The 19,245-nt window shown below is 36.6% G+C and carries 13 protein-coding genes; 7 read left to right on the top strand and 6 right to left on the bottom strand.

Annotated elements, in window-relative coordinates; translation table 11 throughout:
* Positions 1–216 precede the first annotated feature (216 nt).
* A complete protein-coding gene (locus ACODS7_RS26515) occupies positions 217–1,440 on the bottom strand; it encodes an MFS transporter (RefSeq protein WP_043935173.1) in 1,224 nt (407 codons plus the stop codon).
* Positions 1,441–1,763: 323 nt separating this feature from the next.
* Between ACODS7_RS26515 and ACODS7_RS26520 the strand changes: the two genes are divergently transcribed.
* Together ACODS7_RS26520 and ACODS7_RS26525 are read left to right on the top strand one after the other, a co-directional pair.
* Positions 1,764–2,363 (top strand): TetR/AcrR family transcriptional regulator, encoded by a 600-nt coding sequence (locus ACODS7_RS26520; protein ID WP_043935174.1) that lies wholly within the window; start codon positions 1,764–1,766, stop codon positions 2,361–2,363.
* 460 nt (positions 2,364–2,823) lie between these two features.
* Positions 2,824–3,768 (top strand): L-lactate dehydrogenase, encoded by a 945-nt coding sequence (locus tag ACODS7_RS26525; protein WP_000715346.1) that lies wholly within the window; start codon positions 2,824–2,826, stop codon positions 3,766–3,768.
* Positions 3,769–4,089: 321 nt separating this feature from the next.
* Here ACODS7_RS26525 and ACODS7_RS26530 read toward each other — a convergent pair whose 3' ends face one another.
* On the bottom strand, positions 4,090–8,313 hold the full coding sequence (locus ACODS7_RS26530; protein WP_243169069.1) for a S8 family serine peptidase: 4,224 nt from the start codon (positions 8,311–8,313) through the stop codon (positions 4,090–4,092).
* A gap of 33 nt (positions 8,314–8,346) precedes the next feature.
* Positions 8,347–8,952, bottom strand: a complete 606-nt coding sequence (locus ACODS7_RS26535) for a CalY family protein (RefSeq protein ID WP_000053936.1) — start codon at positions 8,950–8,952, stop codon at positions 8,347–8,349.
* Positions 8,953–9,421: 469 nt separating this feature from the next.
* Here ACODS7_RS26535 and glgB point away from each other — a divergent pair, with 469 nt between their 5' ends.
* The 5 genes from glgB to glgP all read left to right on the top strand — a co-directional run bounded on the left by glgB (position 9,422) and on the right by glgP (position 17,461).
* Positions 9,422–11,359 (top strand): 1,4-alpha-glucan branching protein GlgB, encoded by a 1,938-nt coding sequence (gene glgB, locus ACODS7_RS26540; RefSeq protein WP_043935176.1) that lies wholly within the window; start codon positions 9,422–9,424, stop codon positions 11,357–11,359.
* A complete protein-coding gene (gene glgC, locus ACODS7_RS26545) occupies positions 11,307–12,437 on the top strand; it encodes a glucose-1-phosphate adenylyltransferase (RefSeq protein ID WP_000057604.1) in 1,131 nt (376 codons plus the stop codon). The genes glgB and glgC overlap by 53 nt, the downstream gene beginning before the upstream one ends.
* A gap of 18 nt (positions 12,438–12,455) precedes the next feature.
* The gene (gene glgD / locus ACODS7_RS26550; RefSeq protein ID WP_016079899.1) at positions 12,456–13,490 is read left to right on the top strand and encodes a glucose-1-phosphate adenylyltransferase subunit GlgD; all 1,035 of its coding nucleotides are present in this window, start codon (positions 12,456–12,458) and stop codon (positions 13,488–13,490) included.
* A 113-nt stretch (positions 13,491–13,603) separates the two neighbouring features.
* On the top strand, positions 13,604–15,034 hold the full coding sequence (glgA, locus tag ACODS7_RS26555) for a glycogen synthase GlgA (RefSeq protein ID WP_243169070.1): 1,431 nt from the start codon (positions 13,604–13,606) through the stop codon (positions 15,032–15,034).
* An 18-nt stretch (positions 15,035–15,052) separates the two neighbouring features.
* Positions 15,053–17,461: a glycogen phosphorylase gene (gene glgP / locus ACODS7_RS26560; protein WP_000494103.1), complete on the top strand. Its 2,409-nt coding sequence runs from the start codon at positions 15,053–15,055 to the stop codon at positions 17,459–17,461.
* Positions 17,462–17,564: 103 nt separating this feature from the next.
* On the opposite strand, the gene ACODS7_RS26565 is transcribed toward glgP, so the two are convergent.
* The 3 genes from ACODS7_RS26565 to ACODS7_RS26575 all read right to left on the bottom strand — a co-directional run bounded on the left by ACODS7_RS26565 (position 17,565) and on the right by ACODS7_RS26575 (position 18,999).
* On the bottom strand, positions 17,565–17,699 hold the full coding sequence (locus ACODS7_RS26565; protein ID WP_016079902.1) for a hypothetical protein: 135 nt from the start codon (positions 17,697–17,699) through the stop codon (positions 17,565–17,567).
* A 76-nt stretch (positions 17,700–17,775) separates the two neighbouring features.
* Positions 17,776–18,498 (bottom strand): lipase family protein, encoded by a 723-nt coding sequence (locus ACODS7_RS26570; protein WP_043935178.1) that lies wholly within the window; start codon positions 18,496–18,498, stop codon positions 17,776–17,778.
* 351 nt (positions 18,499–18,849) lie between these two features.
* The gene (locus ACODS7_RS26575) at positions 18,850–18,999 is read right to left on the bottom strand and encodes a hypothetical protein (RefSeq protein WP_000521642.1); all 150 of its coding nucleotides are present in this window, start codon (positions 18,997–18,999) and stop codon (positions 18,850–18,852) included.
* Positions 19,000–19,245: the final 246 nt, after the last annotated feature.

A 19,245-nucleotide genomic window follows, 5' to 3' on the forward strand; every position in this document is an offset into this window, starting at 1 on the left:
AAGACACCGCCCTTTCACGGCGGTAACACGGGTTCGAATCCCGTACGGGTCATACTAAAAGAGATAGCATAATCTGCTATCTCTTTTTTGTTGTGTATAGATATAGAAGAAGCTATAACAGATTATAAATAATAAATTTTAAAAAGTTATATCAATTTAAATAGGATTACCTCTTCTTATACATAAGAAGAGGTAATCCTATTTTTTGAATATGTTTTAACCCTCTGCTGAATGCCCATCCGGTTTCATAACAGCATGACTATATGCGGAGTGAAGAGTTTTGTATCCTAAAAGTGCAATAGTTAAGGCAAGGCCTCCGGCTATAATGGCCACACTAAATCCTGCCCGAGCTCCAAAGTTATCAATAACTAAACCAGCTATCGCTGATCCTAGGGAGACTCCAATTCCAAGTCCTGTAATTGCCCAAGTCATTCCTTCGGTTATTTTTGATTCAGGTACGATTTTTTCCACAAGTCCCATGGTAATAATCATAGTAGGAGCGACAGATAACCCTGCAAAGAAAACAATAACTACTAGCCAAGTAATAGTGTTTACGAAAACTAGTGGTAGCATTGTTATCATGGATAGTGTGACTGCTATTAAAAATTGATTATAGGGTGGAGTACTGAGTTTAAGGGTACCGAAAATTAGACCTGCAAGGCATGAACCGATTGCATAGACAGAAAGTACAAAGCTAGCAGCTACGGTGTTTCCTTGATGTTCAGCAAAAGCTACACTAACGACATCTATTGTGCCAAATATAGTACCTATGGCGATGAGTGTGAATACTAGTACTCGCAAAGAACCGATTTTAAACACTGTTCCTTTGTTTGTAATGTCATGAGGGTGTACAGGCGGTTCTGTGCTTTTTTGCATGGTGAATAGGCATACCCCAATTGTAAGAAAAACAGATGATAAAAGTGGGCCCGCTTCTGGGAAGAACATAACACTTAAACTGACAGATAATACAGGACCAATGATGAAGCAAATTTCGTCGACGACCGATTCGAAGGAAAATGCTGTATGCAATTTATGGGATCCACGGTATAGTTTAGTCCAACGTGCACGCACCATGGCTGACATGTTGGGCATACAACCTGCACATAAGGCGGATAGAAATAGCGTCCAATAAGGAGCTTCATATTTCGTACATAGGAGTAAGAGGATCGTAAAGAAAACACTGATACCTGTAGTCGGAAGAAGTATGCGAGATTGCCCTAATTGATCGGCCATCCGAGAAATATGAGGAGCTAGTAAAGCTGATGATAATGTAAAGGTGGCTGCAACAGCTCCAGCAAGCCAATAGTCACCACGTAACTGAGATAACATTGTAACAATACCTATGCCCATCATTGATATAGGCATCCGAGCTATAAATCCTGCTAATGAGAATCCTTTTGTACCAGGAGCACTGAAAATTTCGCGGTAGGAATTAAACATGATAATCACCAAAGTATTTGACGTTTACATATACATTCTTCATTCTTTTAACTCCTCCTCTGTTTCATTAATACCTTCTATAAAAAGGGACAGTGAGTCAATGTAGGATATAGGTAAGAAGTTATATTATCTTGTAAGCTAGAAACAATTGACATACGCACCGTATGCCAATATCATATTAACATACGGTGCGTATGTCAATTAGAAAGTTTTATCGTTGGGTAGAGAGCTAACGATAAAAGGAGTTATTCTTTTACATAGAGAACGATACTATAATAGGATTCATTTTGAATAAAGAGAATGAATAGAAGTAGGAGGAAAAGATGGGTAGAAAAACAAGAGAAGAAATGATCATTGAAACACGTGCAAAATTGCTAAGTGCAGCAAGAGAGGCTTTTGGTACAGTTGGATATGTAAACACGTCTATGGATGATTTTACAGCATCTGTCGGTTTAACACGTGGTGCAATTTATCATCATTTTGGTGATAAAAAAGGATTGTTAGAAGCGGTTGTAAAAGAAATTGATATGGAAATGGATAATAAATTAGGAAAAGTATCAGATGAGGCGGAAGGAAAATGGGAAGGGTTTGTTGGGCGTTGTCGTGCGTATTTATCAATGGCACTTAATCCAGAGATCCAGCGAATTGTACTTCGTGATGCACCAGCAGTATTAGGAACTAGTTATTATCAATCATCACAGTCACAATGTTTAGTGACGATGGCGGAGATGCTTCAGCAACTAATGAAGGACTCTATTATTGAAAACACGGATTGTGAAGCATTAGCAAGATTCATAAATGGCGGACTAGTGGACCTTGCTTGTTGGATTGCGAATTCTGAAGATGCAGAGATGCATTTGTCTAAAGCTTTGCGTAGCCTATCACTTATATTGGATGGTTTATTACTAGAAAAGAATGCATGATTTTAACTGATATTTTTTTATTAATATAGGGTAATGGTTAAAAGGGAGGTGTTAAAGAATATGCTAATTGATTTATTTCACTGTATTCTATATAGGCCAACTAACGTCCATTTTGTAAGGCGATAATGTGTTAGTTTAATCTTATAATACGATTTCTTTTTCGACTATTAGGATTTGGATTATAAAAAATGAATTTGGTTACAGGGAATAATCGAATCACACTATTTTTATTCACAATCTAAAGAAAACGCCTCCATTGAAATGGATTCCACACCTATTCTAATAACTTTACACTCTATGTGAAAAAGTTCACAAATAGGTCATAATTTGTGAACTTTTTCACAATAATACGTGCTACAATATGAATGTAAAGAAGTTAAACAACATTAAATTAGTATTTTAATTAATTACTTAAATAATCATAAAAAATATATGTGAACAATAGAGAGGGGAAATTAACATGAAAAAAGGTATCAATCGTGTAGTATTAGTAGGAACAGGAGCTGTAGGTTGTAGTTACGCTTACTCAATGATCAACCAAGGTGTAGCTGAAGAATTCGTATTAGTAGATGTTAATGAAGCAAAAGCAGAAGGGGAAGCAATGGACTTAAGCCATGCGGTACCATTCTCACCATCACCGACAAAAGTTTGGAGCGGTAGCTATGCAGATTGTAAAGATGCAGATTTAGTAGTTATCACTGCTGGATTACCACAAAAGCCAGGTGAAACTCGTTTAGACTTAGTTGAGAAAAATACAAAGATCTTTAAACAAATCGTTCGCGGCATTATGGATAGCGGATTCGATGGAATCTTCTTAATCGCAACTAACCCAGTTGATATTTTAACTTACGTAACTTGGAAAGAATCTGGTTTACCGAAAGAGCGCGTAATCGGTTCTGGTACTACTTTAGACTCTGCTCGTTTCCGTTACATGTTAGGTGACTACTTAGATGTAGATCCACGTAACGTTCATGCTTACATCGTTGGTGAACACGGTGACACTGAACTTCCAGTATGGAGCCACGCTACTATCGGTGTACAAAAACTAGAAACAATCTTAGCTAACAACGAACAGTACAATCAAGAAGACTTAGATAAAATCTTCGAAAATGTACGTGATGCAGCTTACCATATCATCGAGCGTAAAGGTGCAACTTACTACGGAATCGGTATGTCACTACTTCGTGTAACTAAAGCAATCTTAAACAATGAGAACAGCGTATTAACTGTATCTGCATACCTTGAAGGTCAATACGGTGAAAAAGATGCTTACGTAGGTGTTCCAGCTGTAATTAACCGCGAAGGTGTACGTGAAATCGTAGAACTTGAGCTAAATGAAGATGAAAAAGCGAAATTCGCTCATTCTGTAAAAGTATTAAAAGAAACAATGGCACCAGTACTATAATAATTGCTAAATAATTCAGAGGTGGGAAACTGCTTCTTACCTCTGAACTTATATAATTTAATATAAATTCCTTTTCCGGTTTCCCTTGTATATCCCCAATATACCCCTTTTGCTGGATAAGGGTCGTTTATAGAAAAGAGCACTCTACTTTAAGTAGAGTGCTCTTTATTATCCCGCATTAACGGGCAGTAAGATCCCACCTCAAAATGCAGCGAAAGCAAAGAAGTTAGTTTGGTGATCAACTGCCCGTAAAAGCCCGATTGGTGAGGGCTGATAATCAGTGGGGGATGAACACCCCCCACTGATTAAAGTTTCACTTTATCATTTTTTAGGTGTTAATCCTAATTTCTTTAAAATATCTACCAGTGTACCGCTTTTTGATTTTTCTACAGGTGTTTGTGATTTAGATGCATCTGGCCCTTTTTTCAAGAAGTTTTTTTCAACGAAGCGAATATCTTTTTCGTCGACAATACCATCTTTATTAAGATCTCCGTCTTTTACAGTTAGTCCTTTTTTACCGTAGTTGCTAGCGATAATTTCACCATCTTTAATATCGATTACTTTATCACCATTTACATCGCCGGCAAGGTTTTCGTCAGGTCTTGCATAATAATATTGGCCAAGCAGCTTACCGTCTTTTTCAGTACCAAGTTTCGTTGTTAGGCGGCTTGTTAAATGTCCTGGCACTTCTACATATAAGTTGTAGTCGCGTTTATTAACTGGAAGTCCATTGAGTTTGAAGTATCCGTATTTATCTAGTGAGCCTTCAAACTTATGACGGTAAGAATCAGTTGCATATACTTTTACGCCAAGCTTTGTATAATCAAACTTTTCATCTAAATATCCACGTTCATTTAAGAATGCACCAGGTTTAATATTTCCTTCTACTAGTGAATTTAAGGACATAACTGAGAATGTTTGATCTTGAAGTACACGCATTCTATTTGGTTCTGATTCACCTTGTTTCCAGTAAACAAAAATTGGTGACTCTAATTGAGCATTTGCTTCATAAAATTCATCATTTTCTACTTTGAAAGTTACATCAATGAACGGGAAATCACCATCTAATCCAGCAAAGTTTTTGTCATCGATAGCGCCGCCAACTGTAACCGAACCTGCCTCTAGTTTCGGTTCATTTACTTTTGCGGTTACTCCTTTTTCGGAAAGTAGCTTTTCAAAAGCAGGATTAAATTTCGCATTTGCAAATTTGAAGTTCTTCTCTAGGAAGTTTACATTAAATTGCCCAGCAACAAATTGTTTTACGTGTTTTGCGTTTAGTGTTACTGTGAACTCGTCATTTTTATATAATTCTTTTTTATCGTAACTAGCTTTCGCATATTGAGCACCTTGCGGGATAAACCAGTAGTTATTTACACCGCTTGGATAGTCAGCTCCTGCAGTTGCATAATCGAAAATATATACGCCTGTGTTCATTGGACCTTCCGTTCTGAAGGAGTCAGGTGTAATGCCAACTTTAAAATCGCCATTTGCATTAATCGGTAAAAACTTATGCAAGTATGGAGAATAGTCATAGTACATAACGCCATTCGCTTCTTGCGTAATGTTTAATCCTTTTCCTTTTAAGTAGTCAACATTTGAATCGTATACATTTCCTTTAATCCATAGTGCTTTTTTGCCATCTTCTACTGTATAATTTTCTTCATTTAACTCGTAAATACCAGGTTTTAATCCAATTAGTCTCACTTCTGGTGGGGTATTATCAATTACAACATAATCACCTTTTACACGTGCTTTCCCAGCCTTATCATAACCGACAAACTCAATTGTGTAGTCTCCTTCTGGTAAGTTGATTTTCTCATCACCAATTGGTTTTGCAGGATCATTTGTAAAAGGATACACTTTTCCATTAAAGAACGAGTCTAAGTAGTAATACACATCAGTTTTTAGTCCACTTGTGTTTAATGTTCCAATGAAGCCGAGAGCTTTATCTGTTTTGGAATCTTTTACGATAAGATCTAACGTTTCAAGTTCGCTGTTTAATTGGAATGCCCCGTGAACATACGATTCACCGTATGGATTAAATTTAGATGTATCAGTTGAAATTGCTTTTCTTGATAGTATTGCATTTTCAATACCGGGCTCTGATACACGAATAGAGAATGGGATTTGATATGTTTCTTCTTTATTTTTCGTGTTCGTAATATGAATATATCCTTCATATCGGCCTTGTTTTACACCGGCTGGAACATTAATTTTTGCTTCAATTTCATCTGTTTTGCCAGCATCAAGAGTAATTGTTTCTGGAGCAGAGACTTTTACACCGTTTGCGACAGCATCGTTAATAGTAGGCGAAGCTGGTGTATAAGAAATTTCTGTTTTAAATTCTTTTTTCTCTTGTTTATTATGATTAGTTACTTTTATATTTCGTTTTTGTTCAAGAGCTTCACCGTCTTTTTGATAAAACTTACCGAATGCAATAGATCCAGTTTCTTCGGGCACTTCAATTACTTCATCATTTACAACAGTTTGTGTCGTATCTAATACTTTAAAGCTTGTTTCTGTACGAACGGCGTTGTAAGCATCTACTCGCCCAGCTCCAACTTCATAGACCGAATATTTTTCTTTTAAATCATCAGCTGTGTTCATAAGAGACGCTTTTACATCGAACGGAGAGTAGTCTGGGTGTTCTTGTAAAATTAGAGCGGCAACACCAGCGATATGAGGGGAAGCCATAGATGTTCCTTGCATACGCTCATAGGAAACAGCATAGTTTTCACCCTCTTGCGGGTCGTTAATATATTCAGGAACTGTTGAAAGGACAGCAACACCAGGCGCTGTAATATCAGGCTTAATATCATCATTTGCTGTAACAGGACCGCGTGAGCTAAAGTCTGCAAGATGATCGCCTTCTGTTTGAATGTAATTAATTTCATCGAAAGTTAAGGATGTGCTACCTTGTTCAATTTGAGCTTTTAGTTTTTCACCGTCTTCTTTCGTTAGGCGGAATGCTGGAATGTATTTTGTGCTTTCACCAACGTAGAAAGGAATTTCTCCATCCACGTTGTTATAAATAATAACAGCCTTTGCACCTGCTTGTTTTGCGTTAGCAATTTTTTCATCAAATGAGGTTGTACCACGTGCAACGAGAGCGATTTTTCCTTTTACATCTTTTTTACTAAACTCGTCAGGCGTACCGATTCCTACAGATTCAATAGGTAAAGTTTGTCCCTTAAAATCTTCTATTTTATCAGTGAAGTTTTTGCCGAACAAAATTAAGTTAGGGAATTGTAATTGTCCAGCATGACCTGATAGTTTCGGTAAGGAAATAGAGCTATCACTGGCTCCAACCGTAATAGCAAATGGCGAAGCACCTGGTGATCCGAGTGTTGATGGATTCGGTCCAGAGTTACCAGCAGCAACGACTGTAACAACGCCTGAAAGCATCGCGTTATTAACAGCAATAGATGTTGGATCAAGTGGATTGTTGCTATCATCACCTAACGATAAGTTAATAACGTTCATACCGTCAGAAATAGATTTATCAATTGCAGCTATAATACCTGAACTATCTCCACTTCCGTATGGACCGAGTACACGATAGTTATACAGTTCAATGTCAGGTGCAACACCTTTTACTGCTGAATCAGATTGGTTCTTCTTTTGAGCAGAAACGATACCTGCTACGTGAGTGCCGTGGGCTGTGTAGAAGGAAGAACCACGGTTATCAAATTCAGGAGCACCAGATTGTTGCCATTCTGAATAAGTAGTTTCCATTGGATCTGCATCATTATTAATAAAGTCCCAACCCTTTACTGAATTTGGATCTACTTTGCTAGAGTCCTCACCAGATTTTGCGCGATAGCCTTTATATACGTCCTTTAAGTCAGGGTGATTGTAATCAATACCTGTATCTAATACACCAACTTTAATTCCTTTTCCAGTAATGCCCTCGCTATGTAACTTATCCACTCCAATTTGCGGAATGCTATCTGTTAGTTTTTGAGGTGCTTTCTGCTCTGCTTGTTTTGGTAAATTTAATTTCACTTCGTAATCTTTCCAAATACGTTTTACAACACCAATTCGTAACAACTCTTCAACTGTATTTGCTGGTAATGTCATTGCAACACCATTTATCGCATGCTTATAAGAACGTTTAATTTGTACAGACTGGAAGTTTCCTGATTTTACTGATGGGCTGAATTGATAAAGACGTTTTAATCCTTTTTCGAATTCTTCATGTTCTTGATCAATACGTGCTTTTATATTTTCAGGAGCAGATTGTAATCCTTTTTCTTTTTGTTTTAATTCATTAATCTTTACTGGAGCAGTTTGAAATTCTACAATGATATTTACAGGCTCAGAACTACTCGTATTAATATCTGGTGAAATTGTAAAACCAGGGTTGGCATCTACCGTTTGTAATGCCAGGCGTTGTTCTTTAGAAAGCTTCGATAATATAGAATGAGCATTTGAAGATTCAATTTGGTTAATAGGACTTTCAGCAAGTACATTGAACGGAATGGCAGTTGAAAACAGAACGCCAGCTGTTACAATTCCAGTAACAAAACGATTTTTCTTTTTCATTTATAGGCCTCCGGTAATTTATATTTTTAAAAATTATTTCTCCACACCTGCTGTTTGCTCAGCATGGAAAGTCCAGTTTAGCTGCAGGGAATCACCTTGAAATTTATTTTGATCTTGGTCGTTATCTTCAAATGAGAAGAGAACGTGTAAGTAATCTGTTTCACCAGATTTAATACCATCTATTAAGTTATGACGTTCTAGAGACGTAGCGACATCTTCAGGTTTCATAGTTTTTAATTTTGATAGTTTTGTTTCCCACAAAATCTCATGATCATCGTTTGGATTAGATGGCTGTCCATCATTCACTAGAAACTTGACGATAATGTGATCACCTAAATCTTCACCGTCATTATTTTGCTTTGCATCTGTAACTTCATATGATGTTTCAAGTGCTACTTTTGCGATATCTAATGTACCTTTATTTTCAAGCTTGAAGTTCCTTTCAATAAAATCACCTGGTTTTAAATCTTTCACATTAACGATTACACTTGGATTAAGAGAAAGATCTAGTGTTCCAGCTTGAAATGAGTTACTCGATGTTTCTGAATCACTGAAATAGGCGAATACACCTCCGAATGTAAGGGATAAACCAAGTGAAGCGGTGACAACTCCCATTCCTACTTTTTGTTTTAATGACATAAGAAAGCCCCCTAGTTAAATTTTTATAGCAATCATTCGCAACAAGGATAAATAAGTAAACATAGTAGTCCGCTATGAATTATAGTTACGAAAGATCGTAGTTCTTTATTGAGAACAAGTATATGCTTATGAATTTCGCATTTCAATAAAATTGTGACAAAAAATGTTGAGAAACATTTTTTTATGACAGATTATTTTGTTTTGATTTTGATTGGAAAATAGCATGAAAAATAGGGTAAACCTAATAAAATAAAGGTTGAGAAAAAATAATAGACAGAAATATAGAAGAATAATAAAGCGTTTTCAATGAATATTCGTCAAAATTCGATATTTTACACGGAAATGTGAAGAAAAACTAACATTTTTAAGAAAAAAACGAATATTTTTTATAAATTAACAAGGATATTGCAGTTTTTCGCAGAAATAGTTAAAGTATAAAAAATTCTGTCATCTAAGTGAGGTGAGCATATTGAGTGTAATAAATTGTGAAGAAGTGAAACGAGATGAGTTTCATACAGAAAAGTACTATGAAAGTTATAACATCTTTGGTGCACATGTTGTGACGGAAGGTGAGATTCAAGGGGTACGGTTTACAGTGTGGGCTCCTCATGCGAAAGCAATGAGTGTTGTTGGAGATTTTAATGAGTGGGATTATGAGCAACATAAGATGCTACAAGTGACAGAAGAAGGCATTTGGTCCTTATTTATACCGCATATTGAAGAAGGAGAAATATATAAATATGCGATTGAAACGTTGGCTGGTGACGTCATTTTAAAGGCAGATCCGTATGCTGTATATGCAGAAGTAAGACCGAATACGGCATCTGTAGTTTTTGATATAAAAGGATATGAATGGAATGATAAAAACTGGAATCGTAAGAAAAAGAAAAAATCGATTTATAAAGAAGCGATGACAGTTTATGAATTACATTTTGGTTCTTGGAAAAAGAAAGAAGATGGAACGCTGTACTCTTACAGGGAAATGGTTGAAGAGCTCATCCCGTATGTGGTGGAACATCAATTTACACATATTGAAATTATGCCGCTTGTTGAGCATCCATATGATCGTTCTTGGGGATACCAAGGAACGGGATATTATGCCGCGACGAGTAGATTTGGTACGCCGCATGATTTAATGCATTTTGTCGACGAATGTCATAAATATGGAATCGGTGTCATTTTAGATTGGGTGCCGGGGCATTTTTGTAAAGATGCTCACGGTTTATATTTGTTTGATGGCACACCGACCTATGAATATAAAGATAAAGATGTACAAGAAAATCCAGTATGGGGAACTGTCAATTTTGATTTAGGGAAGAGAGAGGTACGTAATTTCTTAATTTCAAATGCGTTATTTTGGATGAGATATTTCCATATTGATGGTTTCAGAGTAGATGCAGTTGCGAACATGTTGTACTGGAATAAAGAAGGACAAGAGCAAAGTAATGAGCATGCTGTTTCATTTTTAAGAGAGTTAAATGAAGCAGTGTTTGCAGAGGATGAAGATTTTCTTATGACGGCAGAAGATTCAACAGCTTGGCCACTTGTAACAACTCCAACGTATGAAGGTGGGCTTGGATTCAATTACAAATGGAACATGGGCTGGATGAATGACGTGCTGAAATATATGGAGTGTGCGCCTGAATATAGGAAACACATTCATGAGAAAATGACGTTTTCTTTACTATATGCGTACTCTGAAAACTTCATATTACCACTTTCTCATGATGAAGTCGTTCATGGGAAAAAGTCGTTATTAAATAAAATGCCAGGTGATTACTGGGATAAGTTTGCTCAGCTTCGTTTATTATATGGATATTTCTTTACTCACCCAGGAAAGAAGTTACTTTTCATGGGAGGAGAATTCGGACAGTTTGATGAGTGGAAAGACCTTGAAGATTTGGATTGGAATTTACATGATTTTGAAATGCATCGTTATATGCATGATTACTTTAATGAGCTCATAGCATTGTATAAGCGCTCAAAACCACTTTGGCAGCTTGACCATTCACCTGAAGGTTTTCAGTGGATTGATGCTAATAATAATGAGCAAAGTATTTTCTCTTTTATCCGCCAAGGGGATAAACAAGAAGATGCGTTAGTTGTCGTATGTAATTTTACGAAATCTACATATGAAAACTATAAAGTAGGTGTACCAGATTTCGAGTATTATAACGAGATTTTAAACAGTGATGCTGAGCAATATGGCGGTTCGGGGCAAGTGAATAAGAAACGTCTTAAGACGATTCTAGAACCGTACCATAATCAAGCAGCACATGTAGAGATTACAATTCCACCATTTGGCGTATCCATATTACGACCAGTGAAGACGAGAAAGGGGAGCAAAAAACAAGATGGCTCAAAAACAAAAGTGCGTAGCAATGTTACTAGCAGGGGGAAAAGGTAGTCGTTTAAGTGCATTAACAAAAAATTTAGCCAAGCCAGCTGTTCCATTTGGTGGTAAATATCGCATTATTGATTTTACGCTAAGTAACTGTGCGAATTCTGGTATTGAAACGGTTGGGATTTTAACACAATATCAACCACTTGAACTTCATAATTATATCGGAATCGGAAATGCGTGGGATTTAGACCGAGTAAACGGTGGGGTCACAGTATTACCTCCTTATGCGGAGTCTTCAGGGGTTAAGTGGTATACAGGTACGGCAAGTGCCATTTATCAAAATTTAAACTATTTAAGTCAGTATGAACCGGAGTATGTTCTTATTTTATCAGGCGACCATATTTATAAAATGGATTACAGTAAGATGCTAGATTACCATATTGAGAAAGAATCGGACGTATCCATCTCTGTTATTGAAGTACCTTGGGATGAAGCGAGTCGCTTTGGCATTATGAATACAAATGAAGAGATGGAGATTGTTGAGTTTGAAGAGAAACCACAATTTCCAAGAAGTAATCTTGCATCAATGGGAATCTATATTTTTAATTGGTCAATTTTGAAAGAGTATTTAGAGATGGATGCAAGAAATCCTGAATCTAGTAACGATTTTGGAAAAGACGTTCTTCCGCTTTTATTAGATGAAGGTAAGAAGTTGATGGCGTATCCGTTTGAAGGATATTGGAAAGATGTTGGAACGGTGAAGAGCTTATGGGAAGCGAATATGGATTTGCTTCGCGATGAAACATCACTGAATTTAAACGATCGTAATTGGCGTATTTACTCTGTCAATCCAAACGAACCGCCTCAATATATTGCTGAAAAGGCAAAAGTAGAAGAATCGCTTATTAACGAAGGGTGCGTCATTGAAGGGGACGTGAAGCATTCTGTGTTATTCCAAGGAGTGACGGTGGAAGAAGGAAGTATGGTGATTGATTCTGTCGTTATGCCAGGGGCTAAGATTGGTAAAAATGTTGTGATTGAAAGAGCGATCGTTGGATCAGAAATGGTTATCGAAGATGGAACAATCATTCGTCCAGAAAAGAATGTTGACGATGTAGTATTAATTGCTGAAGGGAAATAGAAAAGGGGGATGAAATGAATGGGAGAAAAAATGTTAGGAATTATTAATGCAACGGGAAGTTTTCCTTCCTTAAAGAAAGTAACAGGGCATCGTTCACTAGCGGCGTTACCGTTTGGGGGCCGTTATCGACTCATTGATTTCATGCTTTCAAATATGGTGAATTCTAGTATTCATAGTGTGGCAGTTTTTACAAGCCATAAAAACCGTTCGTTAATGGACCATGTCGGTTCAGGGAAACAGTGGGATTTAGATAGAAAACGAGACGGACTATTTTTATTCCCGCCAAACTGCCAATGTGACCAAGATGAGTTTGGGTCTTTTGCACACTTTAGAAGACATATTGATTATTTTCTAAGAAGCAGAGAAGAGTACGTTGTTATTACGAATAGCCATCTTGTAACAGCATTAAATTTTCAAGCGGTGTTAGAGCGACATATACATACGGCAGCTGATATTACGGAAGTTTGCCATGAAGGGGTTTCGCTTCAAACATACGTGTTAAAGAAACAATTATTATTAGATTTATTTGAGACATATAAAGATGTGGAGCAATACAGTTTATTTGATGTAGTGAGAGAAAAACGCGGGAAATCATTACACATTGCTACATATGAACATACTGGATATGTAGCAATTATTGATTCGATCGAAAGTTACTATAAACATAGCTTAGAAATTTTGCAACCTGCTATTTGGAAGCAATTATTTAAGAAAGAAGCACCGATCTTTACGAAAGTAAAAGATGAGCCACCAACTCGTTATCTAAAGGGTGCAGTCGTGAAAAATACAATGATTGCAAATGGCAGTATTATTGAAGGGGAAGTAGAAAACAGTGTTATTTCCCGTTCAGTTAAAATCGGAAAAGGTTCAATTATTCGTAACAGTATTATTATGCAAAAGAGCCAAATTGGAGATAACTGTATAATAGACGGTGTTATTATTGATAAAGACGTGAAAATTGGCGACGGTGTCGTATTAAAAGGAAACATCGATGAGCCGTATGTTGTAGAAAAAGGAAGCGTACAAAACAGTACGATTAATAGTTATTCCTAAAGAATCAGTGGGGGCTTTTTCCCTCACTGATTAAAGTTTTAATTTAAATGAAAACTCGAAGGGAGGAAGCTGCAAGAGGAGTAATAAAAACTTTTCGCGCAGTGGGACAACAAGTGAATATTTTATTTGCAGTATCAGAATGTGTACCGTTTGTGAAATCGGGAGGATTAGCTGATGTAGTGGGTGCGCTCCCAAAAGAGCTGAAAAAATTAGGAGTGGACGTTCGTATTATACTTCCGAATTATAGCCTCATTCCGCAAAAGTTAAGAGATGGATGTACGTTACATAAAGTAATTAACGTCCCGCTTGGGTGGAGAAATCAATATTGTGGAATTTTAAAAGGTGAGCAAGACGGAATTACGTATTACTTAATAGATAATGAATATTATTTTAAGAGAGATTCTCTGTATGGTCATTATGATGACGGGGAGCGTTTTTCTTATTTCTCAAAAGCAGTGTTAGAGTGTATTCCACATCTTGATTTTGAAGTGGATGTTCTTCATAGCCACGATTGGCATACGGCTATGGTTAATTTCTTACTTCGTGAAAAGTATCAAGATAACCCGTTATATGAGCGTATTAAAACGGTATATACGATTCACAACTTGCAGTTCCAAGGCGTATTTCCTCCTGAAGTGATGTACGACTTGTTAGAGCTTGGTGATGAATATTTTCATAGTGAGCAGCTAGAGTTTTATGGAAACATAAACTTTATGAAAGGCGGTATTATCGCTTCGGATCAAATTACAGCGGTGAGCCCGACGTATAAAGAAGAAATTCAATATGAATTTTTCGGTGAGAAGTTAGATGGATTACTGCGAAAATATAATGATAAGCTTAGCGGCATTGTAAATGGTATTGATACGAGCGTATATAATCCAGAAACGGATTCGTATATTAAGGCTCAGTATGATGCAGAGTCATTATATGAAAAGAGTGAAAATAAACGCGCTTTGCAGCGTTATTTTGGTTTGCTAGAAAAAGAGGATACACCAATTATTTCAATGGTAACGAGATTAACGAAGCAAAAAGGTCTTGATTTAGTACGCACTGTATTCCGCGAAATAATGGAAGAAGATGTACAATGTATTATTTTAGGCTCAGGTGATTCGGAATATGAGCAATTCTTTGAGTGGATGGCATATGAGTATCCAGAGAAGGTAAAAGTTTATATCGGATTTAATGAAGAATTAGCGCACCAAGTGTATGCGGGAAGCGATTTGTTTTTAATGCCATCGCTGTTTGAACCGTGTGGACTTGGACAACTTATCGCATTAGCGTACGGTACGATTCCAATTGTAAGAGAAACAGGTGGATTAAACGATACGGTACATTCTTATGATGAAGAAACAGGCGAAGGAAATGGTTTCAGTTTCACGAACTTTAATGCACATGACATGCTGCATACGGTTCACCGTGCAATTGAATTTTATCACGATAAACCAGTGTGGGAGCAACTTGTAAAACAAGCGATGACTGAAGATTATAGCTGGGAGCAATCGGCTCTTGCTTATAAGGAATTGTATAAAAGTCTCATGGAATAACATGTAGGTGGTGAAAAAATGTTTACTCATGTTGAAAGTTTTAAATCAACTTTTCTAGAAAAGTTAGAGACGATGTATGGGAAAAGTTTCAAAGATTCTACAACTCGTGATCAATATAATACGCTCGGCCATATGGTACGTGAGTATATGAATAGTCAATGGATTGCAACGAATGAGAGTTATCGATCCGGAGAGCAAAAGCAAATGTATTACTTGTCTATTGAGTTTTTGCTTGGACGTTTGCTTGGAAGTAACATCTTGAATTTAGGTATTAGAGATGTTTGCGAGCAGGGTTTATCTGAACTAGGGATTTCGTTGCAAGAGTTAGAAGAAGTGGAAGCAGATGCAGGCCTTGGTAATGGTGGCCTTGGACGCTTAGCGGCCTGTTTTCTTGATTCACTTGCATCTTTAAACTTACCAGGACACGGCTGTGGAATTCGTTATAAACATGGGTTGTTTGATCAGAAAATTGTTGATGGTTATCAAGTTGAATTTCCAGAACAGTGGCTTCTTCATGAAAACGTATGGGAAGTAAGAAGGCATGATCAAGCTGTGGAAGTAAGTTATTTCGGCAGTGTTGAACCGCTAGAAATTGACGGGCGTTTAGAGTTTAGGCATACAAACGCAGAAGTCATTATGGCAGTGCCATATGATGTGCCGGTAGTAGGCTATGAGACGAGTACTGTAAATACACTTAGACTTTGGAATGCTGAACCAGTTCCTTTCCCGCAAAACTGCAAAGATATTTTGAAATATAAGCGTGAAACAGAGGCTGTGTCGGAGTTTTTATATCCAGATGATACGCATGATGAGGGGAAAATACTTCGTTTAAAACAACAGTATTTCCTCGTATCAGCAAGTTTACAAAATATCGTCCGAATGCATAGAGAAAGATATGGTGACCTTCGTCAACTACATGAAAAAATTGCGATTCATATTAACGATACACATCCGGTTTTAGCAATTCCAGAACTGATGCGTATTTTACTAGACGAAGAAAAGTTAACATGGGAAGAAGCTTGGCACATAACGACGCAGACGATTTCTTATACGAATCATACGACGTTATCAGAAGCGCTCGAAAAGTGGCCAATTCACATTTTTAAACCGTTATTACCGAGAATTTATATGATTATTGAAGAGATTAATGAACGTTTCTGTCATGAACTTTGGGAACGTTATCCTTATGAATGGCATCGCATTGAAGACATGGCAATTATTGCGCATGATCTTGTGAAAATGGCTCATTTAGCAATTGTCGGTAGCCATAGCGTAAACGGTGTAGCAAAAATTCATACGGAAATATTAAAACAGCGGGAAATGCGATTGTTTTATGAATTTTATCCAGATAAGTTTAATAATAAGACGAATGGAATTGCTCATAGGCGCTGGCTTATGAAAGCAAATCCACAGCTAACAAATCTCATTTCAGAGGCGATTGGAACAGAGTGGAAGAAAGAACCAATTAAGCTTCAATCGTTGCAAACAGTTCAATATGATGCTAGTTTCCAAGAGAAATTTGCAGAGGTAAAACAAGAGCGTAAAGAGATTTTAGCGGAGCGCATTCATAATACAATGGGGATTACGATTGATCCAAATTCTATTTTTGATGTGCAAGTGAAAAGATTACATGCTTACAAACGACAATTATTAAATGTTCTTCATATTTTATATTTGTATAACCGTTTGAAAGAGGATGCTAGTTTTACATTTTATCCGCGTACTTTTATTTTTGGAGCGAAAGCATCACCTGGCTATTATTACGCGAAAAAAATTATTAAATTAATAAATGAACTCGCAAGAAAAGTAAATAATGACCCGTACGTCAGTCAATATATGAAAGTTATCTTTCTAGAAAACTACCGAGTTTCTTTAGCGGAAGATATATTCCCGGCAGCGGATGTAAGTGAACAAATTTCAACGGCGAGTAAAGAAGCATCGGGAACAGGTAATATGAAATTTATGATGAATGGTGCAATTACACTCGGAACGCTAGACGGAGCTAACATTGAAATAAAAGACCGGGTCGGTGATGATAACTGTTTCATTTTCGGCTTAACAGCGGAAGAGGTTCTTCATTACTATCAAAATGGTGGATATCGTGCAAGTGATTATTATCACCACAATAGGCACATTAAAAAAGTAGTTGATCAATTAACAAATGGTTTCTTTGCACAATCGGGAGCTGAATTTGAAGCGATTTACGATTCTCTTGTTATTCAAAATGATGAATATTTCGTTCTGCGAGATTTTGGCCCATATGCTGAAAGACAAGAAGCTGTCGGTAGAGCTTATGAGAACCGAACAAAGTGGCTAGAAATGTCGATTTTAAATATTGCACAGTCTGGTCATTTTGCGAGTGATCGAACGATTTTGCAGTACAGCAATGAAATTTGGGGTATTGGTAATGCAGTTAAACAGTTTTAAAGAAGTTGCTATATTGGGAGATATATTATCGATTTACCAACAAAAATGGATATTAATAAATAAAACGGGCTTAATAAAATTAAGCTCGTTTTATTTATTTTGCTTAAGAAAGAAATGGAACAGTGGTATATATGATACCTGCCCCATCATACTCTCCTGTCGCAAAGTATGAAAATGTAAAGAAACCTGTGACCGTAAAAATTACAATAAGAAAAAGTGTGAAGATAAATTTTAACATGTAAGGTCCCCTCATCCAAAAATAACTTCATAGAGTATTATAGTATACGAATATTTTATTTCCAATTGTTTACTGGTTAAAAATGAGAAGTCAGACATGTTTTGTATGTTGTAATGGAATGATTATTTGTAATGGATTTTGTGTTTTTTGTAAATGTCATATTGTGATGAACGTGTGCATACTCCCAATCATGATCATTGAAATTTATGTTTCGGGGAGGGAGAAGTGGAACGACATCGAACAAGTTGACGAAACGAAAACTACTAGCTACTTGTAGTTTATAATAATTTCGAAAAGCGATATCTCCTACTTTTGGAGAAGCAAATGTATAAAGTCCATATTGCGCGAAGGCAGTATTTATACGCGCATCTAATATGTGTAATGTGGCAAGCGCGCCACCTAGACTATGCCCAGTAGCTAGCAGTTTTTTATGTGCTGGCAATGATACGAGCATATCCATAATAGAATCACGGCAAGACTCATAAATAGAGAGAAATCCGTGATGGACATTTCCGCCATTTAAAGCATAAGGATAAGGTTTTTGATTGACGAGAGAGTCAATAATCCAATCTGGGTCTGTTTGAGTGCCCCTAAAGGCAACGATAATTGTATCCTCAGATTCTAATATAAACCCGAACCATTCTGTTGTTTGAATGGCCTTTCCTTGAAAACCTTGTACATATTGAAAACCATCTGGTATTTCGAAAATACCATTTTGTTTATATTGTTCATACGTTAACTCACAACAAGAAGCTAACAGTATGGCAGTGTCTTTATCAAAGGATAAAGGAGTACGCATTAAGGAAGCCCTCCTTAAGAAAAGGTATAGTTTAATATATGCAGTGAGGAACTTGATTCATGCTTTTGGAGGAGGGAAGTAGCTTGTATTGCTTATCTAAATCAGTGGAGGAAATTATATAGACTTATCGACGAATAATGTCAAAATAAAACAGTGCCTGATAAGGGCACTGTTTACTCTTTTCCATCTTAAGGAATCGACTTTTTTAGTTATTCTTAATGAACTAACGCATGCGTTAGTTACATAAGTAAGAGGTTTGAAAAAATAGCCTGTATATATTTGAACGATGAATTACCTATTTTCTTTTGTTTGTTCGCATTATATACCGAAAATTTCGGGAAACGAAACGTATTATTTATCTGTTTGTTTTTGCTTTTTTTTCAAATACTCCGCACGCAATTGTTCAAGTTGCTGCTTTTTATCAAATTTGGCAGGCTTCTGTTTTTCATGAAACTTTGCCACAGCTACCTGACTTTTGGAATCCAATTGATATTTTCCCACTTTGTTCACCTACTTTTCTTGTCTTTAAAGAGAATCTATTCAACAAATATAATATACCTTATTTTACTGAAGTAAACCTTATTACTTTATTTCATCTGCTTTTTCTCGTTTGTAGACGTAAATTAAAACACCCTTTCACTGCATTACTGCAAGCAAGGGTGTTTTAATTGTAGTATTTTATTAGTCGATGGCTATGTGAAGTGAACCCGAATAGTGGTACATGAAAAAAACACCTCCTGAATTCGC

The organism is Bacillus sp. FG16 (genome assembly GCF_057809515.1).